Here is a 25,209-nt window from a genome sequence, read left to right as displayed (position 1 = left end):
GCTGCATCGGCGGCGACCGCAGCGACGGCAGCGACGGCACCGACCGAGCCCAAGCTTCCAGCACGGCGCGGACACCACGGACAGAAGAAACACCACGGCCCGGGCTGCGTGCCCGGGCCGTGGTGGGTGCGTGTTGCTCACCCGTCAGCGGGTGTGCGGCTGCGTGGCCGTGGCCCCGCAGGGACCACGACACCGTGGCGTCACTCCGCGCCGCCGACGAGGTGGGCCACACCCTCGGGGCCGTGCTCCAGGAGAAGGGTGAAGCCTTCTTCGTCGAGGATCGGCAGCCCGAGGTCGCGGGCCTTGGTTTCCTTGGATCCGGCGTTCGCGCCGACGACGACAAAGTGGGTTTTCTTCGACACGGAGCCGGAGGCTTTACCGCCGCGAGAGAGGATGGCTTCTTTCGCGCCGTCGCGGGTGTAGTTCTCCAGGGAGCCGGTGACAACGACGGTCACCCCCTCGAGGGTTTGGGTGGCTTCCTCGACGGCCTCGTCTTCCATCCGCACTCCGGCGGCCGCCCAGCGGTCGAGGATGTCTTGGTGCCAGTCGACGGTGAACCAGCGGACGAGGGATTCGGCGATGATGTCGCCGACGCCGTCGGTGGCGGCAAGTTCCTCCACGCTGGCGGCGCGAATGGCCTCCAGGGAGCGGTAGCGGCTGGCCAGGGCGCGGGCGGCGGTGGGGCCGACGTGCCGGATCGACAGGGCGACGAGCACGCGCCACAGCTCCCGGTCTTTCACGGTCTGCAGGTTGTCGAGCAGTTTCTGCCCGTTGGCACCCAGCTCGTAGTCGCGGGGCTCGCCCGCATAGGACTTCCGCATCCGGCGGCGGCGGGAGGTCTCGGTTTCTTTGACGAAGGGCCCGGGGTTCAGCGGGCTCAATTCCTTGTAGGGCGGCAGTTCCCCCTCGGCGTATCGCTGCTGTTCCGGGAAGCCGGTGGTGGGGGCGCTGCGGAGCAGGTCGTCGGCGCTGAGCTCGAAGATGCCGGCCTCCCCGGGGAGGATGCCGCGCTCGACGAGGAGGCGCACGCCGTCCTCGCCGAGGGCCTCAATGTCGAGTGCCGCCCGGGAGGCGAGGTAGCTGATGCGGGCGATGACCTGCTCGGGGCACAGCTGGTGGTTGGGGCAGCGCCAGTCCTTGTCGTCGTCTTTTTGCTGCACGAGTTCCGTGCCGCAGGAGGGGCAATCCTTCGGGAACACGAAGGGGGTTTCCTCCCCCGTGCGGCGCTCGACGACGGGACCTAAGATTTCGGGGATGACATCGCCGGCTTTGCGCACGACGACGACGTCGCCGATGAGCACGCCTTTGCGCTGCACTTCGTACTGGTTGTGGAGGGTGGCCATGCCGACGGTGGAGCCGGCGACGAACACGGGCTCCAGCACCGCATACGGGGTGACGCGCCCGGTGCGCCCCACGCCGACCTCAATACCCTTCAGTGTGGTGGTGACTTCCTCCGGCGGGTACTTGTAAGCGATCGCCCAGCGCGGCGCGCGCGACGTCGCGCCGAGGGCGCGCTGCTCAGCGAGGCTATCGACCTTGACCACCAGGCCATCCATTTCGTGGATGGGCTCGTGCCGGTGCTTCGCCCAGCGCTTCATCTGTGTAACGACCGCATCCGCACTCGTCACCCGCTTCGTGTGGGGGCTGGTGGGCAGCCCCCAGGCGGCGAGTGCCTCGTAGGCCTCCCACTGGGTACTGGGGCTAAAGCCCTCGGAGTAGCCGATACCGTGGGCGATGAACCGCAGCCGGCGGCGCGCCACCGCATCCGCGTCCTTCTGCCGCAGGGAACCCGCGGCCGCGTTGCGGGGGTTGGCGAAGGGCCGGCCCTGCGGGGTGCGGGCTGTGCGCGTTTCCCGGATGCGGTCTTCGTTGACGGCGGCGAAGTCCTCCAGGGCGATGTACACCTCGCCACGGATTTCCAACACCTCGGGCACGGGCAGGCCGCCGTCGCCGGCGGCGAGTTCGTGCGGCAGGTCCATGATCCGCCGGGCGTTGACGGTGACGTCCTCGCCAACGCGGCCGTCGCCGCGGGTGGCGGCGCGCTCCAGCACCCCGTTGCGGTAGATGACGTCGAGGGACAGCCCGTCGATCTTCAACTCCGTGAGGTACGCCTCCGCCGGGGTGCGCGCCAACCAGTCCCGCAACTCCCCCTCGTCGAAGACGTTGTCCAGGGAGAGCATGCGCTCCAGGTGTTCCACGTTGGCGAACGTCGACACCGTCGGATCCGCCGCTGCCACATCCTCGCCCGCAGCCACGGGCGGGGCGCCGACTTCGTTGGTGGGCGACTCCGGCACTGCCAGGTCGGGGTACTGCTGTTCCAGTGCGAGCAGCTGCTGGAACAGTGCATCGAACTCCGCATCGGAAATCAGCGGGGTGGCGTTGTAGTAGTGCTGGCGGTGCTGACGCACACTGGCGGCCAACTCCTCCCACTCGTGCCGTGCTGCGGCGGGCGCAGCGCCCTGCGGCTGGTCGTGTGCCTCGCCCTGGGGGGTGGCGGTGGTGTCGTGCGAATCGCTCATTGCTGTCACAGCGCCATAGTGTACCGGCCGCCACAGCCACACCTGCGCGCAGAAATCCACACCCGTAGGCGATGCCAGCAACCCCTGCGCACCCCACCTCCGCGCCCACTCCCACGCACCCCGGAGTTGGGGCGCAGAGCCGGCTGCCACGCATGGGGCAGGCAGGTCCCCATCCCCGTTCCCGCATGGTCGCCTACTGTAGAAAGCATGCAGAGCTTCGACCCGGCCAACATGTTGTCCTTCGACCTGGAGACCACCTCCGCGAACCCCCTGGAGGCGCGCATCGTCACCTCCGCACTGGTGCGCATTCAGGGGCGTGACGTGACGAAGGAAGAGATGCTGGCCGACCCCGGGGTGGAGATCCCCGCCGAGGCGGCCGCCGTGCACGGCATCAGCACCGAGTACGCCCGGGAGCACGGCCGCCCCCACGACGAGGTGCTGGCAGAAACCGTGGCCAAGATTCGCGCCGCTTGGCAGGAAGGCGCCTCCCTGGTGGTGTACAACGCCGCCTACGACCTCACCGTGCTGGGCCGGCTGTTTGAGGACTTCACCGTGGATGGCACGGTGTTCGACCCCTATGTTGTCGATAAAGCCATGGACCCGTACCGCAAGGGCAAGCGCACTCTGGGCGTGGTGTGTGAGAACTACGGGGTGACTCTGGACAACGCCCACGAGGCCACCTCGGACGCCTTGGCCGCTGCACGCGTGGCCTGGATCCTCAACAAGAAGTTCGCCGAGAAGCTCCACGGCCTCTCGGGTGAGGAGCTCATGGAGCGCCAGGCAGTCTGGTACTACGAGCAGCAGACCAGTTTGAAGAAGTACCTCGAGGGCCAGGGCAAGGACGTCTCCGATTTCTCGACCTCGTGGCCGATGCGCAGCGTTGACGCGTAGAACACAACCGACGCTGCATACCACCGGCCCGGAGTAGCCCGAGCCCGAGTGTCCCATCAGCGTGGTGCATCGCTCCGATAAGGGTGGCGCGTAGCCCTGCTGAGCGCACTACCAACCCAGTTGAGCGCCACGATAGATTGCACACTCAGCGACAACGACGGCGAAGCTCTAGGAGCCGTACGGGAGAAGCTAGACCGGCCACCCCTACCTCGTCAGCACACGCAAACACCTGCGCAGGAAGAATATCCACACAGGGGTTCGCTTGTCGCCAGCAACGCCCTCAACCACTAGCGGAGCCGCGCCTCCACATTCTGCAAAATGCCCCCTAGGACGTCTGCAAAATACCCCCTTCGTTACCTGCAAAATACCCCCTAGGATCATGCGACGTGGGCATATGTCCATAATTGCATGCGACAACCCGGCCGCCAACCCCGCCCTACCACGGCGAACGGATAGGCTCGAGCCGCAATGAAAAACGCGCAACAATCGAACATTTGCAGGAAGCTTAGTACAACCCCGCCCTCACCTGGCCACCCCCTCAGAGCTGCCGAGCCCCGCACCCTAGCGTTACCCCCTAAGCGCTGGCACTTCGATGCCAGCCTCCGGGCGGGTAGAGAGTAGCAACATGAGCAGAAAAGAAATCTCTTAACAGCTACCTGGAAGCGAGTCGCGGGGAACCCCACAGTGCCCTCCACCTCCCCCATTCATGCGCTGCTTTTTACGACAATCCTGGGGAGGATGTCGTTGTTTTCTCGATGAGATCCGCCTTGTCGGCCTTAGACCGCGTCCTTCAACCGGAGGTGCAGGATCGGGTACGGGCGACCAGCATCATCGACCTCATCACGGGAGGCAACCTCGAAGCCGTGGTGGAGGTAAAACGCCGCCGCGTTGCTGTTCTGTTCGTTCACGTCGACGCGGCGCACGCCGTGGTCGATGGCGTGCCGCAGGAGTGCGGCACCAATGCCCTGCCCCATGGCGTCGGGATGGAGGAAGAGCATCTCCAGGCCGTCCTCTGCCACCCCACTGAAGCCAACGACCACTCCATCGATGTCGGCGACGTGGAGCGTCACGTGAGGGAAATAGTCGCTGGCCAGGTGGGAGTGGATCTCCTGGAAGTCTTCGGGTGCGAGGAAGTCGTGGGTGGCTTCCACACTGGCCGCCCAGATGTCGACGAGTCGGGAGTATTCTTCCGGGCCGCGACAGGGACGCAGGACAGCTGTGTGAGTCATGCGGCTTACTCTACGCACACCGCCGGAGTCTCCCCTGCGCCGGATGATCGGAGCGCTACTTCTCCGCGGTGCCAGAGGGTGCAGTACTGCTGTCAGCACCGCTGGTGCTGGCTTGAGCCCCTGCAGTATCCCTGAATTCGAGGGTCACACCCCGGCCGCCAAACGGGCAGCCGGGAGAGATCCACCGCAGCTCCTCCCGGGTGCTCGCCAGGTGGCGGGAGTCGGTGGCGCGGACATTGTCGTCTGGGTTGATGCTGACCCAGCTGGTTGTCTGGTCTGGGTAGAAGGCGCAGTCGATGCGGCCGCGTTGGGCGGCAACGCCGGTGGGGGTGGTGCAGGAGATCTCTGCCCTGTCGGTCGCCCCCGGGAGCAGGCCTTCGTGGAAGACGATGGCGTCAACTGCGCAGCCTGTCTGTGCCACGCTGTCGACGTGGCTGTCGCGGGCGTCGGTGTCGCCCGCGCAGCCGGCAAGTACTGCTCCGAGCACGAGGATGCCGGCTGCTACTCCTCCTCGCCGGGCGTGGTGTGGCCGCCGGTCAGTGGTGGTCGGCTGGGTGGTTGTCCGGGTGGGCGTCATGGCCGCAGGTCCCTTCGCATCAGTCTGCGTGGTGCAGTGGATTCGGGGCACGCACACCGATCAAGGGGGGCGCGGTCCGAGGTTGCCCCCACCCTAGCGAAAAGCAGCTCCACCGCGCCGGCAGGGCCACCCGCTCCCGGCATCACACCGGTGTGGGGATGGAACTGCCTGAGCCAGCCGTTTCCCTCGGTGCCAGCTGCCCCGGCCGTCCGCGGCCCAGGGCTGGGCTCTTGTTAGAGGTCTCCCGCGTCGCGGACAAGCATATCGGCGATGCGGCGGGCACAGCCCAGTTGGTGGGCGGCGTCGAGGACGGTCGTCTCCCCGAGGGGACCCCCGGGGAGCACGTCGACGGAGGATGTCAGCCAACCGCGGCCCAGCTGCATCTCGTCGGTGATGCGCGCGAGGTGGATGGCGCGCTCCCGGGGGATGGCGTGATCGTCGTCGATGTGGTCGCCGGGCTGGGTGATACCCAACCCGATGCGCAGCCCGTGGTCCGCGGCGGCGGCAATGCCGTCGAGGGCGCGTGTGCCGTGGACTGCCGCGGCGGGGACCCAGAGTCCTGCAAGGTGGGCGCGGGTCGCGAGCTCCCAGGTGTCGGGGTCGGTGATACCTGTGAGTAGTGCCCCGGGAGTGCCTGCCATGGCGGGGGCCAGGGTGTGGGCGCGGGCCGCGGCTGTGTGGATGCGCTGCCAGGCGGCGGCCATGTGGTCACGCCCGATGGGGCGGATGGTATCGAAGTCGGTGACTCCGGGCAAGGTGCCTCGCACCGCGGCAGTGGCGGCGGGGTCGACGATGAGGATGGCTGCCGGGACGTGGAAGCGGTCTTCGGCCGCAGCGACGGCGCGGCCGGCGAGTTCCACGAGGGCGGCCCCGAGGTCGCGGCGGGCACCAGCGTCGGTGATGGCCGGCATGCCGCCGGCGAGCTCGACCCGGTAGCTGAGCGTGGCGGGCCCCAGCAGCGGGATGATGAGCTGCGGGATCTCTTCACCCGCGCCCGCAACGTCCACACCACCCACAGCGCCTCCAGCACCCGCAGCAGCAGAGCCTGCGGGCTCTGCCGGTGCCGCCGCCGCAGGCGCAACAGCACCTCTCCCCCAGCTGCCGGCCCACTGGGCTTCGATGAGGTCGGTGGCGCGTGCGGCTGCGCGGCGCAGCCGCGCGGACAACGCAGTCGCCCCGCTGCGCACCACAAAGCCCCGGGGGCCGGCATCGACGCCGATGCCTTCCAGCAGGCCAAGGGTGCGGGCGAGCAGGCTGCGCGCCGCGAGCGGGTGTTCCCCCGGCAGCTCGTGGCGCAGGTCCGCGTCATCGCTGTCTGCGGCCTGGGGCAGGTAGGGCCAGGTGCGGCAGGGCAGTTCCCCGGCGAGAATCTCTGCCGCCTGAGTGATGCTGGCGCCGGGCATGGGCCCGTAGTTCGCCGCCCGGCTGCGGGCGGGCAGCAGCGTGGGCCGCGCCCGCTCAGAGTCCTGGGCACCGGCGAGGGCAGGCGCAGCAAGCCCCGCCGCATCTGCCTGGGTGTGCGAGGGATAGGCGTGACCGGGGGCGCTCATGTCAGGGGTGTGCATGGGGTGTCACCGCCCTACTCGTGGGAGCCTGCCGCGGGTGCGGTGGCCGCAGGCGGAGTGGCCGCCGCCGAGGAGGTGGCGGCAGTGTCCTGAGTGTCGTCCTTCGTGTCCGTGTGCGTCCGCGCGCCCGCGGTGGGGTGGGTGCGCACGATCGTCCCGGAGCCCAACACAATGTCGCCGTGGCTGTCTTCCTCGTAGACCACCACCGCCTGGCCGGGGGCGACGCCCGACAGCGGCTCGCGCAGTTCGCAGCGCAGCTCATCGGAGTCCTCGTCGACGGTGACGGTGGCGTGCGCGATGCCGCCGTGGGCGCGCACCTGGATGAGAAGCTCCTGGGTGCCCTGGAAGTGGGGGTGGAGTTTCTTCAACCGGTCGGCGACGATGACACCGACCTCCAGGTCGGCGCGGCTGCCCACAGTGACGGTGCCGGTGGCGGCGTCAATGCCAGTGACGTAGCGGGGTTTGCCGTCGGCGGCGGGCTGCTTAATGTCGAGGCCTTTGCGCTGCCCGATGGTGTAGCCGTACACCCCGTCGTGGCTTTTCAGCGGCTGGCCCTCCTGGTCGACGATCATGCCGGGCCGCAGCCCAATGTGCCGTCCGAGGAAGGCTTGGGTGTTGCCGTCGGGGATGAAGCAAATGTCGTAGGAGTCCGGCTTACTCGCGACGGAGAACCCCTTCGCGGCGGCTTCCTGGCGGATCTGTGGTTTCTCCGTGTCGCCGACGGGGAACAGGCAGTGGTCGAGTTCCTCGGCGGTAAGCACCCCGAGCACATAGGACTGGTCCTTGTTCGCATCCAGCCCGCGCCGCAGGGTCGCCACCCCGTGCTCGTCGTGGCTAATCCGGGCGTAGTGGCCGGTGGCGACCGCGTCGAATCCGAGGCTGCGGGCCCGCTGGAGCAGGGCGCGGAACTTGATTTTTTCGTTGCACCGCAGGCAGGGGTTGGGGGTTTCCCCCACCGCGTAGGACTGGACGAAGTCCTCAATAACGTCTTCGTGGAAACGGTCGGAGAAGTCCCACACGTAGAAAGGGATACCGAGGTGGTCGCAGACGCGGCGGGCGTCGGCGGAATCCTCGAGGGAACAGCAGCCCCGGGAGGATTCCCGCACGGACTGCGGATCCCGCGACAGGGCGAGGTGGACGCCGACGACCTCGTGGCCGGCGTCGACGAGGCGGGCGGCTGCGACGGAGGAGTCGACTCCGCCGCTCATGGCTGCGATGACGCGCATGGTGGAAAACAGTCACCGACCGTTCTTGATCTTGGTGGAACACGGCTACTCCTCCCCCGGCGGGCCACGCGGGACGCTGAAAGGCAGCGCCCCGGGCGCGGCACTCACGCGCAGCACCCGCACACGACACCAGCTCGCAGCGCACGCTCACTGCGTCAGCGCGCGGCGCAACCCCGTGGGAAGGGAACGCCACAGGCTACCACTGGACGGCGGCTGTGCGCACACCTTCACAGGTGCCCGGTGCCTGCGTGCAATGGGTGCCGTGCGGCAGCGTCGCCAGACACTCCACGGGGTGCGAGCCCCGCGCGGCCCGGGTTAGGCCATGCCTGCGGCGACCGCCTGGGCGGCAATGCCGGGGAACAACTCCACCACACGCTCGACGTCTTCGGCGGTGGTGCTGCGGCCCAGGGTGAAGCGCACCGCACCCCGGGCGACGGATGCCTCCACCCCCATGGCGAGCAACACCTCGGAGGCGCGGTGGACGCCGTTGGCGCAGGCCGACCCCGTGGATGCTTCCACTCCCGCCATGTCGAGCAACAGAATGAGGCTGTCGCCTTCGGCGCCGGGCACGCTGAGGTGCAGGTGCCCTGGGAGTGCGTGCGCGTCGGCGGGGGTGTGGACCACCAGGCCGGGGATGCGGGCCTGAAGGCGCGCGCGGAGGTCTTCCCGAAGGCCCCGCAGGCGGTGTTCCTCGGCGGCGATCTCTGCTGTGGCTTCGCTGAGTGCTGCGGCGGCCGCTGCGGCGGCGGCCACGTCGACAGTGCCGGGGCGCAGTCCCCGTTCCTGCCCGCCGCCGAACAGCACGGGCTGCGGGGCGGGGCTGCGGCGCACGAGCAGCAGGCCCAGGCCGCGGGGGCCGCCGAACTTGTGGGCGCTGACGGCCAGGGAGTCCAGGCCGCTGGCGTGAAAGTCAACCGGGACGTGGCCGACGGCCTGCACCGCATCACTGTGCACGGGCACCGTGTGCCCGGTGGCGTCCGCGACGTCCCTGGCAAGCGCCACCAGCTGGCCCACCGGCTGGAGGGCGCCGGTTTCGTTGTTTGCCCACTGGCAGGTCGCCACGGTGGTGTGCTCCAGCTGGTGGAAGCCGTCTGCGCGGGCGGCAGCAGCACACGCCTCCATGTCGACCACGGCGCGGGCACCGTCACCGCCCGAGCCTTCCGCCAGAGGCAGCAGGTCGACGGCGAAGCCCTCGTGGCCCAGCTGGTCGATCGTGCGGACCACCGCCGGGTGTTCCAGGGGGCTGGTCAGCACCCGGGGGGTCGCCTCCGGGTGCTGCGCGCGCAGCGCTGCTGCGCCTGCGCGGGCGAAGCCTGCCACAGCGAGGTTGTCGGCCTCCGTCCCGGAGGCGCAGAACACTACCTCGATGGGTTCGCAGCCAAGCAGGCCGGCGATGATTTCCCGGGAGTGCTCGAGCACTTTCCGCGCCTCCCGCCCGGAGGCGTACACGCCCCCGGGGTTGAGCAGGCCGGAGTGTTCCAGGTAGGCCTCGCGTGCGCAGTCCCGCAGTGGGGTGGTTGCCGCGTGGTCGAGGTAGATCCGTGCGGTGCCGGGTGTTTGGGTCATTCCCCCATCATCCTGTGGGCGGGGGCTGTGCGCCCACTGCGACACGTCTGGCCCACTACTGCGCATGGGTCCTGGCCGCCCCACCCCGACCGCCGGCGCCTCGCGGGGCACATGCGTGGGACACCCACCCCCGCCATCTGTGACATCTGACACTTCCCCGCTTTCCTCCAACAGGTGACACTGACGCAGGCTACGATGACCTTAACCCATCCCGTGCGGGATCAACTCCTGCGAGGGCACCACCGCACGCCGACGACGAAGGACGCGCGACCGCCCATGACGATCCTGCACTCTGCCCGCCGCCGACTGCTCGCGGCCACGCTGCTGACCTGCGCGATGGTGCAGGCCCCGCAGGCCGCAGCGCAGTCCAGCACACCGTACGCCTACATTGAGCCCACCAGCTCCAGCTCGTCTGAGCCTGTGTACCTCTCCAGCGACCGTGATTCCGTGCGCACATTCGCCGACTCTCCCACCGCACGGCACCCCGGGCAGCTGGTGTTGTCCTTCGACCTCGACCCGCTGGCCTACAACCGTCTGTATGACGCGACGTCGTCGGACCCCAACATTGTGTCGTGGGCCCGCACCGTGGTCTCCGGCGGGCACCCGACCGAACGGGTCGTCTGCAATCAGACGAACTATGTGTTCCCGGCCCGCACCGCAGTGGGGTATCCGAACTGCACGGGCCACAATCTGCTGCAGTGGCCCAATCTTGCGTTGATTGCGGCGGTGGGTTCTGTTGACCGCCCCACTCAGGAGGCTGCGGTCATTGGGTCCATTGATTCTTTCAGTGTGGACCACCGACAGCCCCAGCAGCAGTGATTCGACGAGACTGTGCCCCCGCGTGTGGCTCCCTGTGAAGTGAACGGACTTGTGTCATGAATGATGCGCACTCCTGCGCCAACCCCCCTGCCCCCACCGCCCTATCCCCCATGCGGCGGCGGCTGTCGCGCGGTGCCCGCGTGGGTGCCGCTGGCTTTGCTGGGCGAAGCACCACCCGAGTGCTGGCCGCCCTGTGCCTCCTCGTAGCCCCTGGGGTGACTGTGGTGCCGTCGGCGTCCGCCGCGCCCGCCTCGTCGACGTCGTCCACGTCGTCCATGTCTTCGGCGGAGTCGTCTGCGGCGGAGTCGTCTGCGGAATCGTGGACCTCGTCAGAGTCGGGTGGCAGCTCGACGCCGGTCGATGTGCGCGCCTACCTCAGCGAGGAGTCCCCCTGGCCCGCCCGCGGCAGTCGCGAGTGGGCTGCCGTCGTCCTCGGGCACGGCCGCACCGACATCCTCAACCCGAACATGTTCTACTACCTTCGGGCCGACTATGGTGACGGCCCCTACGGCGGCGACGCCGGCTGGGTGCGACCTGCTTCCCCCATTTCGGCGGATGATCTGCGGGAGGCCTTCTTCATGGCGCTGGGGGATCCGGCGATCTGGCCGGCCGCCCTGTCGGTCGCTGAAGTCTCCCGCGCCCGCGCGGATAAGCACACGCGCTACGGCGGCCGGACCATGTTTGATGAGGCACTGTCAACGGCGGTGGGCAGCAGCCTGCCTACCGTCGGCTAGGCACACGCAGGTGGTGCACTGGCGGGCCACGCCACCCGCACCGCACACGGCAGTGCTGCTCGCCCCGTGTGCCTGCGGCACCCGCTGAATCCTGAAGCTGCTCCTCACCACAGACGACACCACGCCCTCCCCAGATTTCCCGGGGAGGGCGTGGTGTCTTGTCCTGCGCGTGTGGTGCACACGCGCGTGCCGGGCCGGTTAGCTGCGGCGGGCGTTGATGCGCTCGATGAGTTCCGGCACGACGGTCTCCACGTCGCCGACGATGCCGAAGTCGGCGATCTCGAAGAGGTGGGCGTCCTCATCGTTGTTGATGGCGACGATGGTCCCGGAGGTCTGCATGCCGGACTTGTGCTGGATGGCACCCGAGATCCCAAGGCCGATGTAGAGGTCCGGGGAGACCGTCACACCGGTCTGCCCGATCTGGGCCGCACCGTCGACATACCCGGAGTCGACGGCGTCGCGGGTGGCACCAACAGCAGCGCCCAGCGCGTCGGCGAGCGGCTCGACGAGGGTGCCGAAGCCTTCCTCGCCCACGCCGCGGCCGCCGGCGACAACAACCTTCGCCTGGGTGAGCTCGGGGCGGTCGCCCTTGACGGCCGGGGTGAAGGAGGTGACGGTGACGTCCTTGACGGTCGCTTCCGGCAGCGGCTGCGCCAGCAGGGTGCCGCTGGCGGGCTGCGGGTCAGCAGTCACGGCACCGGGGCGCAGGGTGTAGATGGGGCTTGCACCGCCCACTGCGCTGGTGGTGGTGATGGTGTCGCCGAAGATCGACTGGGTGGCGGTCTGGTCGGCGGCGATGGCGACGACGTCGCACAGCACCCCGGAGGCCAGGCGGGCGCTCAAGCGGCCGGCGATCTCGTTACCGGTGGCCCCTGCGGCCACCACGATGGGGCCGGGGGTGGCGGCGGCGAGGATGCTTAGGGCATCGACGGCCGGGATGATGAGGCGCTGGGCTGTGGAGTCAGCCTCCGCGGCGATGATGGTTTCCGCGCCGGCGGCGGCCAGCTGCGGCTGGAGGGCCGCGGCGGTGCCGGGGGTGCCGACGACGACAGCGGTGACCGCGCCCAGGGGGCGGGCGGCGGTGATGAGTTCAGCGGTGACGGCATCCAGTGCCCCGCCGGAGTGTTCCACGAGTACATAAACCATTGAAGTGGTCTCCAAACGTCGGTGGTGAGTGTCGAGACTGCGCCTGGGGTGCAGCGGGGTTAGATGAGGCCGCGGCCGGCGAGGAACTCGACGAGCTCCTCCGTGGCCGCAGCGCCGCGGGTGATGGTGCCCTGGGTGCGCTCGGGGCGGACGGTGGCCTGCCGCACGGCGGTGGCGGCGTGCGCCAAGCCCACCTGCTCCGGGGTGGCGGCGGTGTCCGCCAGGGTGAGGGTGGTGATCTCCTTCTTCTTCGCGGCCATGATGCCCTTGAAGTTCGGGAAGCGCGGCTTGGTGGACTTCTCCGTCACACTCACCACAGCAGGCAGGGAGGCCTGCAGCTCGTAGACACCGTGAGCGTCTTCGCGGGTGCCGTGGAGGGTGCTGCCCTCCAGGCTGAGCGACACCAGGTTCGTCAGCGCCGGCACACCCCGGTATTCGGCGAGGATGCCGGGCACGGCACCCATGCCGCCGTCGGAGGACTCGTTGCCCGTGATGACGAGTGCGACGTCGGGAATGGTGTTGATGGCGGCGTTGAGCGCCCAGGCGGTGCCCAGCACGTCCGAGCCGGCGAGCGCCTCATCGCTGAGCAGCACCGCCTCATCGGCACCCATGGCGAGTGCCTTGCGCAGTGCTTCCTCCGCCCGCACAGAGCCCATGCTCACGGCGGTGACGGTGTAGTCGGGGTGGGCTTCCTTCAGCTGCAGGGCCTGCTCCACGGCGTACTCGTTGATTTCGTCGATGACCTCATCCACGCCCTCGCGATGCAGGGTGAAATCCGGGTTGAGGGTCCGCTCCGACCAAGTGTCGGGGACGTGCTTGACGCACACCACGATGGTGGCCATAGGTTTCTTCCAGCTCCTTGGGTTTTCGTCTCATCGCACCCCACGCCACACACCCACCGCCACCCCATCTCCCCCGCACACGCGGCAGGTGCCACGCGGGAGGGGACAGACAAGAAAAAACAGGTGGTGCGGGGTGGGTGGTGCGGGCAGGCCGCGACGAGGACGAGAAAAAATGTTTCACCTCGGCGGGTGACGCGAACGTTACTCGCCGACGCACACGCCACACCAGGCCACAGCACAGGCGGCAAGGCTGCCCTGCAGTGGACGCGGGCGCGGCGACAAGGGGTGCGTCGATGCGGGGTCCGCGCTGGTGCTGGCGGGGATTACGTCTGGCCACACTACTACACCCAGGCCCCACCCCGGGGCAGTCGCCCACAGATTCCGCCAAGGCAAGGCTAAACACCTGACTTGCCGACCTATGGCCCGCCACCGCACGCCCCAAACCTCCTCCCCCGCGGTTGCCGGGATTCTCGGCTGTGCGCCCCCTGTGTACGCGCCCGCAGGCGCCCCGCCTTGGCGTGCGTGCTCGAGGCCTGCGCGTGTTGTGTCGGCTGCTAGTCCCTGGGCGCGTGGACGCGTTCCCCGCAGATGATCGCCACGCCGCGGGATCCGACGCGGGTGAGGACGACCGCGCCGGCGGCGTTGCCTTTCGGCTTGTAGCTTTTGCGCAGGGCGTCGGGGTCGCCCGCGATGCCGCGCAGGAGAATTTCGAGGCGGCCGAAGCCGTAGTGGGAGACTGCGGCTTTGACCTTTTTCGGTGTGGTGACCTCGAGCACGGGGAATCCGGAGTAGCCGGGCGGCACGGCCGCCCCTGTGAGATAGGCGATGCGTTCGTCGATCTGCTGCAGGCCGTAGCGGGTGGCGAAGTGGGTGACGAGCCCCGCGCGGACGATCGCGCCGTCGGGGTCGATGAGGTAGTCGCCAACGTCGCCGACCGTGCAGTCGTCGGGGTCCTGGTCGGTGAACACGTCCCGCCACAGGCCGGCGTCACCACCACTGTCGCGGAGGACGACGGCTTCCCGCCGGGCACCGCCTGCCAGGCCTGGGGTGTAGAGGCAGGCTTCTTTCACCCCGCCGCCGAGACTGGTGACGCTGACGAGCCCGTCCCAGAAGTCGAAGTCGAGGCCGGGGGCGCACTTGATGGCGAGTTCGCGGCCCGCGTAGGTGTCCATGACGCTGGGCAGGGGTGGGATGAGGTCCTCAGGCCGGGCGATGCGGCGGCCGCCGGCCCGGCGCGCGGGATCGGCGACGATGACGCGGGCCTCCCCCGCTGCCGTCACCGGCTGGAGGGCGTCTGCTACTCCGACGAGCCAGGGTGCCGTGGCCGGGGCGCCGGGAATGCCTGCGCGCAGATTGTGGTGGGCCATGAGCGCCCGCGCGGGGTCAATGTCGGTGGCGATGGTGGGCAGTCCTGCGGCGGCAAGGGCTGCGGCATCCGTCCCGATGGAGCAGGTGACGTCGTGGACGATTGTCTCGTCCCCGCAGGCCTGCCTGATGCGGGCTGCGCGCTGCTGGGCGACCGCCAGTGGGGTGGCTTGTTGGGAGGAGTCGGTGCACATGAGCCACGAACTGGGCAGTTTGCCGGTGGCTTTGTGCCGGGCGCTTAGCAGTTCCGCGACGGCGCGGGAGTGTGTGCCGAAGCGCTGCGCGAGGGCTGTCGTGCGGGCGAGGGCGTCGCCCCGGGCGAAGGAGACCTCGGATGCGGCGTCGGTGATGTCTCGGGCATGTGCGGCGAGGTAGCGCACCTCCTGCGGGGTATAGCTCACAGGGTGGAAGTCTATCGCGCGGCCCCGCCCCTTCCCCGCCAGTGCTCTCACCATCTCCGCCGGTGCTCGCGCACCCACCTGCGGCGGGGATGTGCGGCTGCGGGGTGTGCTCTCCACGCCGCATGCGATGAGGTAGTCGCTTGACCCCCACGAGACCTCGTCCTTCGCGCCGAGTGACCACCTCACACGGGGAGTACAGCTAGAAGCGGCGCGGCCCGCGGGCGGCGCGGATCTCCGCGTACTCCTCGTACCAGGGTTCGGCGCGGATGACTTCGTTGCGGGGGATCAGCGGGTAGGCCGGCGGGTGGGCGAAGGCGTCCTCCACGGAGGAAAACTGCGCCAGGCGGCGCACCTGCGACCAGGTGGGCAGCACCAGGTCCAGCAGTCCTGCCGCAAACCCGTCGAGGAGCACCTGGGGGCTAAACCAGCCCGCGGAGGTCGTCTCCCGGGTGTGGCGGTCGTCCGGTTCTTGGCCGGCGGGGCTGTGCACGAGGAAGCTGAAGGTGTCGTATTGGCGGCTTAGCTCCAGCCCGGGCGGCCCCACCCAGCGGGCGAACGGCACCAGCAGGCGGGAGTCGACCCGCAGCCCGTGGTCGTCGAGGAAGTGGAACAGGGGCAGCATGTGCGCCTCCATGGCGAGGCGTTCCGCGTGGAAACGGCGCGCGTCCTTGAGCACCTCGCCCGCCTGGTCGACGACGAGCAGCAGGCCGGTTTCTTCAAACACTTCCCGCACTGCGGCGAACACCAACGCCCGCGCGGTATCCCGGTCGACGCCCATAAGTGTTTTGAAGTGGTCGGCGTCGTGCCACGCCCACAGGTGCGGGGTGGGGGTGGCGTAGTCGCGGGCGTCGACCCCGCCGCCGGGGAACACGGTGGCTTGGGGGAACGTCGGCATCGTGTGGGTGCGTTCCTGGACGTAGACCTCGAGGCCGGAAGCACCGTCGCGGATGAGCAGCACGGTGGCGGCGAGTTTGCGGCCGTCTGGCCCCTCCATGGTGTCCTCCCGAACTGGTCAATCGTCGGTGCCGGTGTGCGCAAGCCGTACTCGAGGCGCGGCGCGGCCGGGCGTGGTCAACCACCGCGCAGGTATACGCAGCCTGTGTGCACACAGCTGTCGCGTGCGCACAGCCACAGCGTGCGCTGGGCGTGGTGGTGTTGGTTTCTTTTCTACCTGTTTCTCCCCCACCGCGCACGACCCTGTGCGTCTTATCCCAGGCATGGCAACGCCCCGCGCATCACACGGCAACGCCCCGGACAACGCGGAGCCTCTCCCCCTGGTTTCTGCAGGGAGTGGCGGGGAGTGTCGTTGTCCGGGGCGCACGCCAGCCGCTCGTCAGCCGCGCGCGAGCCACATGCCACAGGGGCGGTGCGCGTCGGGGCGTGTCCGTGTGTGTCAGCGTGGGCGGTGTGAGTTCGCTGCGGTGCGGTGCGCGCCGCCCTGGGAGGCCCGGTAGGCGAAGTAGCGGCCGTCGACCTGGGTGAGCTCGATGCGCTGGTGGAACGCCCGGGTCAGGTTCTCGCTCGTGAGGACGTCGTCGATGAGCCCTTGGGCGACGACGCTGCCTTCGTCGAGGAGCATGGCGTGGGTGAAGCCGGCGGGGATTTCCTCCACGTGGTGGGTGATCATCACCATCGCCGGGGCGTCCGGGTCGAGGGCCAACTCCGACAGGTGCCCCACGAGGTCTTCACGCCCACCCAGGTCGAGGCCGGCGGCCGGCTCGTCGAAGAGCAACAACTCCGGGTTGGTCATGAGCGCCCGGGCGACGAGGACGCGTTTGCGTTCCCCTTCGGACAGGGTGCCCCAGGTGCGGTCCCGCAGGTGCAGGGCACCGACGCGCTCCAGGGTGTCGACGGCTTGGTCGTAGTCCATGCCGTCGTAGTCCTCCCGCCAGCGCCCGAGGATCGCGTACCCCGCGGAGACCACCAAGTCGGCAACTGTCTCCTGGTCGGGGATGCGGTGCGCCAGCGCCGCGGAGCTCATGCCGATCATGGTGCGCAGGTCACGCATGTCGGTCTTGCCGACCTGCTCCCCCATGATCATCGCCCGCCCTGAGGACGGGAATTTTTCTGCCCCGGCGAGCCGGATGAGGGTGGTTTTGCCCGCCCCGTTGGGCCCGAGGATGACCCAGCGTTCGTCGAGTTCGACCTGCCAGCTCACCGGGCCGAGCAGCGTCTTTCCGGAGCGCACGAAGGTCACGTCGCGGAAGTTGATGACCAGGTCGTCGTCGACGGCGGGCGCGATCGGCGGGGCGGACTGCCACACCGACTCCGACCCCGCCGCACCAGCGGCGGCGAGGAGCGCGTCGGCGGGGTCGCCCGTGGTGGACGTCTCGGTGGTGGGGGCGCGGTTGTCGGCGGGGGTCTTAGGCTGCGTGCTCACGCCACCCATCATGCGTGACGCGAGCGCCCACACCCCGGCGCGACACTGCCCGGCGGCGGCCACGCGGGGCGACCGGCTACCCCCGGCGCGCGATTCCTGCCTACCGCACGCCTCCCGATGCGCCTGCCGCCGGCGGGTGCCACCTGCGCCCACAGCGGCATGCAACGTGAGGTGCGCAACAGGGTAGGGGTGCGTGTGGGGTACCGGACAGCCGGGTGCGACTAGGGTGGTAGGGGTATGCGCGCGTGAACACGCACGCACCCGCCCCCGCTACGCCCTCTGCTGCAGCCGTGTGTGGTTGCTGGAGGAGTGTGGGGCGGGTGCTGGTGTGGTGTTCCCCTCGCTGTCCACGCCGTGAGGTCTCCCCTCACGCACGTCACTGCCCCTTGTGATCCCCCTTTTTCTCTTCTCACCCCCGCTGCTCTGTGTGCGCAGCCCTGTTTTCCCTGTTTTCTCTGTCTTCTTGTCGGCTCCCACCCCTCCTCCGGGAGGGTGGACACGACTGCCCCTCGCGCTTGGGCGTCCACGCGCACGAGCACCCCGCGCGGGTGGCAGGACAGGGTGTGGGTGGACGCGAGTGGAGTTTGTACGTTTTGTCCCTGCAGTTTCTCTATGGAAGTTGGATGAACCATGGTTGGTCGTCTCGGAATTGACGATGTTCGCCCCCAGGTGCATGGCGGTGAGGTTCCCGCCAAGGCCGTCGTCGGCGAGGTGGTGCCCCTCTTCGCGGTGGTGTGGCGGGAAGGCCACGACGCCCTCAACGCCACCGCGGTAGTCAAGGGCCCGAAGGAGTCCCAGGTTGCTGGCGCGTCCCCGCTGTACATCCCGATGCAGCGCTCCGCGCACGATCCGGATCAGGTCAATGCCGTCATGGTGGCGGACGTGCCCGGCGAGTGGGAGATCACCATTGAGGCGTGGTCGGATCCGATGGCGACGTGGCGGCACGCGGTGACCGCGAAGATTGAGGCCGGCCAGTCCCCGGAGGAGCTAGCCAACGACCTGGAGACCGGTGCCCGACTCTTTGAGAAGGCGGCCAGCCAGGTGGGGCGGGAGAACCGCAAGCTGCTGCTCGACGTGGCGGCATCGCTGCGCGGCAACGGGGACTTGCGGGCCCGGGTGGCCCCGGGCCTGTCGCGGGATGTGCTGGCGCTGCTCACCGCCACCCCGGTGCGGGAGCTCGTCACCCCCTCGCGCACCTACCGGCTGCAGGTGGAGCGCCGGGAGGCGCTGGTGAATTCCTGGTATGAGTTCTTCCCCCGCTCCACGGGCGGCGTCGACGAGGAGGGTACCCCGATCCACGGCACCTTCGCGACCGCAACGCTCGAGTTGGAGCGCGCCGCCCGCATGGGCTTCGACACGGTGTACTTCCCGCCGATCCACCCCATCGGTGAGGTCAACCGCAAGGGCCGCAACAACACCCTGACCCCGGATGAGCACGATGTGGGCTCCCCCTGGGCGATCGGCTCCGCCGATGGCGGCCACGACGCCGTCCACCCGCGGCTGGGTACCCTCGACGATTTTGATGCGATGATGTCGCGCGCCCGCGAACTGGGCCTGGAGATCGCCCTCGACTTGGCGTTGCAGTGCGCCCCCGACCACCCGTGGGCCAAGGCCCACCCGGAGTGGTTCACCGTCCTGCCCGACGGCACCATCGCCTACGCGGAAAACCCGCCGAAGAAGTACCAGGACATCTACCCGCTGAACTTCGACAACGACCGGGAGGGCATCTACGCCGAAATCCTGCGCGTGGTGATGTTCTGGGTGGACCGTGGGGTCACCACCTTCCGGGTGGATAACCCGCACACCAAGCCGGCCGACTTCTGGCAGTGGCTCATCGCCACCGTGCACGAGACCCACCCGGAGGTCATCTTCCTCGCGGAGGCGTTCACCCGCCGCCCGCGCCTCTACGGCCTGGCGAAGGCGGGGTTCTCCCAGAACTACACCTACTTCACCTGGCAGGTCAGCAAGTGGGAGCTGGAGCAGTTCGGCAAGGAGATCGCCGCCATGGCGGACGTGTCCCGCCCGAACCTCTTCGTCAACACCCCGGATATTCTGCACGCCTCCCTGCAGCACGGCGGGCGCGGCATGTTCGCCCTCCGGGCGGCGCTGGCTGCCACGTTGAGCCCCCTGTGGGGCGTGTACGCCGGCTACGAGCTGTTCGAATCGGAGGCTGTGGCCCCCGGCTCGGAGGAGTACCTCGACAGCGAGAAGTACGAGCTCAAGCCCCGCGATTTTGAGGGCGCGCTCGAACGTGGGGATTCCCTCGAGCCGTTTATCACGCTGCTCAACCAGATCCGCAAGGATCAGCCCGCCCTGCAGCAGCTGCGGCAGCTGCACTTCCACCACGTCGACAACGACAACCTCATCGCCTACTCCAAGGTCGATGCGCTCACCGGCAACAGTGTGCTGGTGGTCGTCAACCTCGACCCGTGGAACGCACAGGAGGGCACCCTGTGGCTCGACAAGAATGCTGTCGGCCTGGGCGACTACGACCGCATCGACGTCACGGACCTCATCACGGGCAACAGCTACACCTTCGGTGGCGCGAACTTCATTCGCCTGGCCCCGTGGGAGAACGTGGCCCACATCCTGCGTCTGCCGGATGTGCCCGCGGAGCGCCGTGAGGCGCTGGCGTGGCGCCACGTCGACGAGTACCGCGCCTAAAAAACACAGTCCACGCCCCTTCCCCACCGCCCCGTCTGCCCCACCCTGTGGCAGACGGGGCGGTGGTGCGTGTGGAGGCCCGTTCGGGCATGCTCGGGCACGCGGCGGGGCGTGGCGGCGACCCCGACACCCCCGGACAGGTGAGTCACACCCCTGCAATTTTCGTGAAATAGATAACAATGGCGGACAGGTGTGGGCGGGGCGATACTTCCCGCACGGTCCCCCTACCCCGACGGCCACGTCCGCCCTTTCCGCACCTTAAACCGCCAGCCCCACCCCCGGCGGCACCAGATGGGGTCGGCGCGCGGGGTCAAATCACCTGCCGCACAGGCCCGCAACCTGCCCGCTGAGCAGCCCACACAAGGGGTAGCGTCGAGGGGGTAAAAACTGCATCGGCCCACGCCCTCCACGCAGATTCCCGCCGTCTGTCTCGGCGGGCCGCACCCCGGCCACGCGCCCCCGGCGCTGCTGCCGGCACGCGCACGCTTCACCCCGCCGCACGGCGGGATGCTCCTGCGGTCCCTGTGTGGGGCGTGGGCTGGGAGCACCCCGGACAGAGCCCACTGCGCGCCCTGCCACCCCGGCGCTACCCGGGCCCGTGGCACGTGCGCGCGGCGCACCGCCCCACCCCCACCGTGTGGGGCCATCCCGCCGACCCGCGGTCGCCCGCAGGCCCCGCCTGGCGGCCCCTGCGGCAGGCGCGGTCCGTGTCGCCCGCGGCGCCGGCCGTGCCCGCAGCTTCTGCGAGGCCCTGCGGTGCCCACGCCGGGCATGTGCTCCCTTCCCGCCCCTATCCGAAGTCTGACCTTGAAGGTTCCCCATGACTGAGACGTTCTACGCCACCCTCCCCGACCACGATCGTGACAGGCTGCGCGCCTGCACCCACCACGATCCGCACAGTGTGCTCGGGTGGCACGCTGTCGACGGTGGCAGTGTGCTGCGCACCCGCCAGATGGGTGCCGAGCGCGTCGCCGCGCTCCTCGACGACGGCAGCCGGGTGGAGCTCGCCCCGCTGGGCGATGATTTCTTCGGCGCGGATCTCGACCGGACCGAGAGCTTCGACTACCGGCTTGAGGTCACGTGGCCGGGCGGGTACACCGCCACCACGGCGGACCCGTACCACTTCCTGCCGACCTTGGGCGAGACGGACGTCTACCTCATTACGGAGGGCCGCCACGAGCGCCTGTGGGAGGTGCTCGGCGCGAACGTGAAGACCTACACCACCACCATGGGCGAGGTCACCGGCACCGCGTTTGCGGTGTGGGCGCCGAACGCGGTCGGCGTGGCCGTGGTGGGTGATTTCAACGGCTGGAATGGGGCACAGTTCCCGATGCGTTCCCTGGGCTCTTGTGGCGTGTGGGAGGTGTTCCTGCCGAACGTGGGCCCGGGTGCGGTCTACAAGTTCGCGATCTACACCCAGGAGGGCTTCCGCCGGGATAAGGCGGACCCGTTGGCGAAGCTCGCGGAGCAGGCCCCGGCGACGGGCAGCATCGTCACCGATTCCCACTACGAGTGGGCGGATGGCGAGTGGCTGGAGCGCCGCCGCGGCACCAACCACGACGAGGCGCCGATGAGTGTCTACGAGGTGCACCTGGGTTCCTGGAATCAGGGCCAGGACTACCGCGAGTTGGCGAAGAACCTGGTGGACTATGTGTCCGACATGGGCTACACCCACGTGGAGTTCCTGCCCGTCGCGGAGCACCCCTTCGGCGGCTCCTGGGGCTACCAGGTGTCCGGCTACTATGCGCCGACGTCCCGGTGGGGCTCCCCGGACGATCTCCGCTTCCTCATTGATGCGTTCCACCAGCGCGGCATCGGCGTCATCGTCGACTGGGTGCCGGCGCACTTCCCGAAGGATGATTTCGCCCTCGGCCGCTACGACGGGCGCCCCCTGTACGAGCACCCGGATCCCCGCCGCGGGGAGCAGCAGGACTGGGGCACCTACGTCTTCGACTTCGGCCGCCCGGAGGTCCGTAACTTCCTCGTCGCCAACGCCCTGTACTGGGCGGAGGAGTTCCACGTCGATGGTCTCCGCGTCGACGCGGTGGCCTCCATGCTGTACCTGGACTACTCCCGCGAAGACGGCCAGTGGGTGCCCAACCAGTACGGCGGCCGGGAGCACCTGGAGGCCGTGCAGTTCCTCCAGGAAGTCAACGCCACCGTGCACCGCGCCCACCCCGGCGTGCTGACCATCGCGGAGGAATCTACTTCCTGGCCGGGGGTGACCGCCCCGACCGAGCACGACGGCCTGGGGTTCTCCATGAAGTGGAACATGGGCTGGATGAACGACACCCTCCAGTACTTCCAGGAGGATCCGATCAACCGCCGCTGGCACCACAACGAGATCACCTTCTCCCTGGTGTACGCCTTCAGCGAAAAGTTCGTGCTGCCGATCTCCCACGACGAGGTCGTCCACGGCAAGGGCACCCTGTGGACCCGCATGCCGGGCGACGCGTGGAACAAGGCCGCCGGCGTGCGCATGCTGCTGGCCTACATGTGGGCGCACCCCGGCAAGCAGCTGCTGTTCCAGGGCCAGGACTTCGCGCAGCGCAACGAGTGGAGTGAGGCCCGCAGCCTTGACTGGTTCGACCAGGACGGCTGGGAGGGCGAATACCACCGCGGCGTGATGGAGCTGGTGCGCAACCTCAACGGCCAGTACCGCTCCCTGCCGGCGCTGTTCACCCAGGACTTCATCGGCCAGGGCTTCGGCTGGAACAAGGCCGACGACGCCGACAACAACGTGCTGGCGTTCACCCGCTACGGCACGAAGGGTGAGCGGGTGCTGTGCGTGTTCAACTTCGGTGGCACCAGCCAGCCGAACTACGTCATGGGTGTCTCCGATGCGGGCCCGTGGCGGCTGGTGCTCAACACGGACGATGGGGAGTACGCCGGCGCGGACAATCCCCTCCCCGAGGTCGTGGAGGCCATCACCTACCCGCGCGACGGCTACGACAATTCCGTCACCCTGCACATCCCGGCGATGAGTGCCCAGTGGTACGTCTTCGACGGCGACCTCACCCCCGCCAAGGAGGCCGCCGAGGAGTCCGCCCCCGCCGACGAGCCGGCCGCGGTGGACGCACCCGCCGAGGCGCCCGCGGCACCCGCGGCCGCTGAGGCTGACGCCCCGGCGAAGGTCACGAAGAAGGCACCGGCCAAGAAGGCGGCGAAGAAAGCCACCAAGAAGGCCCCCGCCAAGAAGGCGACGAAGAAGGCTGCTGCGAAGAAGACGACCAAGAAGGCCACGAAGTCGTCGACGAGCACGGCGAAGAAGACCACGAAGAAGGCGACGAAGAAGACCGCCGCCAAGAAGACGACGAAGAAAGCAGCGCCGAAGGCCAGCGACACCAAGTAGCTCCCCCGGCGCCATCACCACAGCCGCCGCTGTGGTTGTCGCACCACCTCGCCCGCTGCCCCGCGAGTGGATCCCCACACCCGGATCCCCGCGGGGCAGCGGCATGCGCGGGCATCAGGATGTGTCCTTCACCCGTAGGCGCTACCCCAACGCTCCCCCTGCTGTGAGACGCATGCTGCCTCGTGTGGCGCATGTGAATCAGCGGCGTCACCTGCAGTAACGCAACTGTGGCCAGCGGCGATATGTGGGGTAGCCTTGAGCAACATTCCCACCCCTTTGTGTCCTCACGATGAAGGAGATGCCCCATGCGCCGCGCACTGCACCCCGCCACCGCCCTGCTTGTGGGCAGCGCCCTCTGGCTGACCGCCAGCGGCCCCGCCACCGCCCAGGACGCCACGCCCCAGGACGCTACTGCACCGGCGCCGGTCGTGCGCGCGGCGGTCACCGACCGGCAGCTCAGCGACATCCTGCTGGCGACTTCGGCCGCCAGCTGTGGCGACCTCGCGCGGGACTACCCGGACACCCCGCGCAACCTCACCGCCTTCCGCACCCACATGCACACCACCGGGTTCCCGGCGCGCGGTTTCAACCTCACCGCCAATCAAGAGCGGCGCCTGATGAACACCCTGGAGCAGCGCCTCATGGACTGCCGCGCCCTCGACGACGATCGCAGCTGGCCGGCCCGAGTCACCTCCTTCCTGTCCCAGGTCTTTGGCCCCTTGGCGTATGCGGTGAAGGAATTCGGCGGCGGTGACTTCGGCGTGACCCGCTTCGACTAAGACCCCCACCCCGCACCCCTGCGGCCCCACTCGTGGCGGCCAGGTAAGAGTGCCGGGCATGACAAACGCCCGCCGGCCGACGCATGTCGGTGCCCGGCGGGCGTTGCCGCGTGGACTACTGCTTCGTCCCGGCGTCCTCACCATCGGTGACGGGCGCATCGCCGATACCTGCGGTCTGGGCATCGACCTCGGCGCCGGTGTCGGATGCTTCAGGCGTGGTGGTCTCGACAGGCGTCGGGGCGGCCTGCGGCACGACCGGCTGTGCTGCCGCCGGCGGGGTCTGCATCGGCTGCGCCAGGGGCTGCTGCCCGTAGCCCTGTGCCATGGGCTGCTGCGGGGGCATGCCCTGCTGCATGTGGTTGATGTGCTGCATCTGCATCTGCGCGAGCTGCATGTTCTGGACGGCCAGCTGCTGCTGGCGGAGGTCCTGGGCCTCACCGTGATGGATTGCCGCCTGGTCGGTATAGACCCGGGCCTGCAGTTCCTGCTTGAAGCGCTCGAGCTTCTCCCGGTCGAAGTAGGACACGACCAGCACGGTGGACATGCCACCATGGTTGGTCACGACGAGGGACACGGGGAAGCAGGTGGCCAACCACAGACCACCCAGGGCGAAGAGAATCACGCCGGCGAAGAAGTGCCCGTCGGTGAGCATGCTCAGCGAAATCAGCAGGGACAACGCACCCGCGATCGCGCGCCCCACGCGCAGGCGTGATGAGGTCGACACCGCCGAAATCGACTGGATCGGGATGGTCATCTCGTCGCCGCCGAGCGGAAGCAAACCAAGGAAGGCGTGCGGCACCTGGTAGACGAAGCGCGTCGACGACGCCATCATCTTCGCCTTCATGTAGGGCACTGCCGGGCTGATCATGAAACGCTCGCCGTAGACGTTGGTCTCACCGGGCGCGAGCTGGAAGTCTGTGGTGACGGTCGCCGCCGTCGGCTCATAAGGTTGGGTCACGGAGGTATCTCCCAAGGGGACGGCCGGGGCGGCGAAAAAGAGGCCGCCCACGGGTGGGGTGCGGGCTTGAGGTGAGTTCACCTGCCAAGCAGAGAGTGAGGTTCTCCACAGGGAGAATCCCCCATTAGCGTGGTGTGTAGCTCCGGTAAGCGCACTGCCCACCCAACGGGCACAAGCTCACCGAAGCTAGAAGTCG

At 68.8% G+C, this 25,209-nt stretch carries 17 protein-coding genes and 1 pseudogene; 6 read left to right on the top strand and 12 right to left on the bottom strand.

The genetic code is table 11. The features are described from left to right. Positions 1 to 200: 200 nt before the first annotated feature. A complete protein-coding gene (gene ligA / locus C1Y63_RS09795; protein ID WP_106016278.1) occupies positions 201 to 2,519 on the bottom strand; it encodes an NAD-dependent DNA ligase LigA in 2,319 nt (772 codons plus the stop codon). Positions 2,520 to 2,726: 207 nt separating this feature from the next. On the opposite strand from ligA, the gene C1Y63_RS09790 reads away from it, so the two are divergent. Then, positions 2,727 to 3,410, top strand: coding sequence for a 3'-5' exonuclease (locus tag C1Y63_RS09790; RefSeq protein WP_106016277.1), 684 nt, complete (start codon positions 2,727 to 2,729; stop codon positions 3,408 to 3,410). Between the two features lie 776 nt (positions 3,411 to 4,186). Here C1Y63_RS09790 and C1Y63_RS09785 read toward each other — a convergent pair. The 5 genes from C1Y63_RS09785 to C1Y63_RS09765 form a co-directional block, all read right to left on the bottom strand. Continuing rightward, entirely contained in the window at positions 4,187 to 4,657 is a 471-nt protein-coding gene (locus C1Y63_RS09785) for a GNAT family N-acetyltransferase (protein WP_369831043.1), read from the bottom strand. 37 nt (positions 4,658 to 4,694) lie between these two features. Next, the gene (locus C1Y63_RS09780; RefSeq protein ID WP_146128926.1) at positions 4,695 to 5,216 is read right to left on the bottom strand and encodes a hypothetical protein; all 522 of its coding nucleotides are present in this window, start codon (positions 5,214 to 5,216) and stop codon (positions 4,695 to 4,697) included. A gap of 233 nt (positions 5,217 to 5,449) precedes the next feature. Further along, complete coding sequence (locus C1Y63_RS09775) at positions 5,450 to 6,781, bottom strand: hypothetical protein (protein WP_106016274.1); 1,332 nt, start codon at positions 6,779 to 6,781, stop codon at positions 5,450 to 5,452. Between the two features lie 14 nt (positions 6,782 to 6,795). After that, positions 6,796 to 8,007: a tRNA 2-thiouridine(34) synthase MnmA gene (gene mnmA, locus C1Y63_RS09770; RefSeq protein WP_106016273.1), complete on the bottom strand. Its 1,212-nt coding sequence runs from the start codon at positions 8,005 to 8,007 to the stop codon at positions 6,796 to 6,798. A 315-nt stretch (positions 8,008 to 8,322) separates the two neighbouring features. Continuing rightward, complete coding sequence (locus tag C1Y63_RS09765; protein ID WP_106016272.1) at positions 8,323 to 9,573, bottom strand: cysteine desulfurase family protein; 1,251 nt, start codon at positions 9,571 to 9,573, stop codon at positions 8,323 to 8,325. A 276-nt stretch (positions 9,574 to 9,849) separates the two neighbouring features. On the opposite strand from C1Y63_RS09765, the gene C1Y63_RS09760 reads away from it, so the two are divergent. Both C1Y63_RS09760 and C1Y63_RS12565 read left to right on the top strand, forming a co-directional pair. Further along, entirely contained in the window at positions 9,850 to 10,392 is a 543-nt protein-coding gene (locus C1Y63_RS09760; protein ID WP_106016271.1) for a hypothetical protein, read from the top strand. Between the two features lie 56 nt (positions 10,393 to 10,448). Beyond that, positions 10,449 to 11,126 carry a hypothetical protein gene (locus C1Y63_RS12565; protein WP_146128925.1) on the top strand — a complete coding sequence of 226 codons (678 nt, stop codon included), beginning with the start codon at positions 10,449 to 10,451 and terminating at the stop codon, positions 11,124 to 11,126. A 198-nt stretch (positions 11,127 to 11,324) separates the two neighbouring features. On the opposite strand, the gene C1Y63_RS09750 is transcribed toward C1Y63_RS12565, so the two are convergent. From C1Y63_RS09750 to C1Y63_RS09730, 5 genes are all read right to left on the bottom strand, one after another. Then, a complete protein-coding gene (locus tag C1Y63_RS09750) occupies positions 11,325 to 12,272 on the bottom strand; it encodes an electron transfer flavoprotein subunit alpha/FixB family protein (protein WP_106016269.1) in 948 nt (315 codons plus the stop codon). Positions 12,273 to 12,331: 59 nt separating this feature from the next. Then, on the bottom strand, positions 12,332 to 13,114 hold the full coding sequence (locus C1Y63_RS09745; RefSeq protein ID WP_106016268.1) for an electron transfer flavoprotein subunit beta/FixA family protein: 783 nt from the start codon (positions 13,112 to 13,114) through the stop codon (positions 12,332 to 12,334). A 554-nt stretch (positions 13,115 to 13,668) separates the two neighbouring features. Beyond that, entirely contained in the window at positions 13,669 to 14,880 is a 1,212-nt protein-coding gene (locus tag C1Y63_RS09740) for an SAM-dependent methyltransferase (RefSeq protein WP_106016267.1), read from the bottom strand. Between the two features lie 199 nt (positions 14,881 to 15,079). Beyond that, the gene (locus C1Y63_RS09735; RefSeq protein WP_106016266.1) at positions 15,080 to 15,874 is read right to left on the bottom strand and encodes an NUDIX domain-containing protein; all 795 of its coding nucleotides are present in this window, start codon (positions 15,872 to 15,874) and stop codon (positions 15,080 to 15,082) included. A gap of 399 nt (positions 15,875 to 16,273) precedes the next feature. Continuing rightward, positions 16,274 to 17,269 carry an ABC transporter ATP-binding protein gene (locus C1Y63_RS09730; RefSeq protein ID WP_106016302.1) on the bottom strand — a complete coding sequence of 332 codons (996 nt, stop codon included), beginning with the start codon at positions 17,267 to 17,269 and terminating at the stop codon, positions 16,274 to 16,276. 621 nt (positions 17,270 to 17,890) lie between these two features. Here C1Y63_RS09730 and C1Y63_RS09725 point away from each other — a divergent pair. The 3 genes and pseudogenes from C1Y63_RS09725 (at position 17,891) to C1Y63_RS09715 (ending at position 24,055) form a co-directional block, all read left to right on the top strand. Further along, the gene (locus C1Y63_RS09725; protein WP_106016265.1) at positions 17,891 to 19,924 is read left to right on the top strand and encodes a maltotransferase domain-containing protein; all 2,034 of its coding nucleotides are present in this window, start codon (positions 17,891 to 17,893) and stop codon (positions 19,922 to 19,924) included. Between the two features lie 820 nt (positions 19,925 to 20,744). Further along, positions 20,745 to 22,922 (top strand): annotated as a pseudogene (glgB, locus tag C1Y63_RS09720) (1,4-alpha-glucan branching protein GlgB); the annotation flags it as partial. 659 nt (positions 22,923 to 23,581) lie between these two features. Further along, positions 23,582 to 24,055, top strand: a complete 474-nt coding sequence (locus C1Y63_RS09715; protein WP_106016263.1) for a hypothetical protein — start codon at positions 23,582 to 23,584, stop codon at positions 24,053 to 24,055. A gap of 115 nt (positions 24,056 to 24,170) precedes the next feature. Here C1Y63_RS09715 and C1Y63_RS12720 read toward each other — a convergent pair whose 3' ends face one another. Then, positions 24,171 to 25,013: a hypothetical protein gene (locus C1Y63_RS12720; protein ID WP_158256143.1), complete on the bottom strand. Its 843-nt coding sequence runs from the start codon at positions 25,011 to 25,013 to the stop codon at positions 24,171 to 24,173. Between the last annotated feature and the right edge of the window lie 196 nt (positions 25,014 to 25,209).

This window comes from Corynebacterium sp. 13CS0277 (genome assembly GCF_002994655.1).
Classification (GTDB): Bacteria; Actinomycetota; Actinomycetes; order Mycobacteriales; family Mycobacteriaceae; genus Corynebacterium.
Note: the sequence above shows the minus strand (reverse complement) of the source record. Positions and strands in the feature narration are given on the sequence as shown.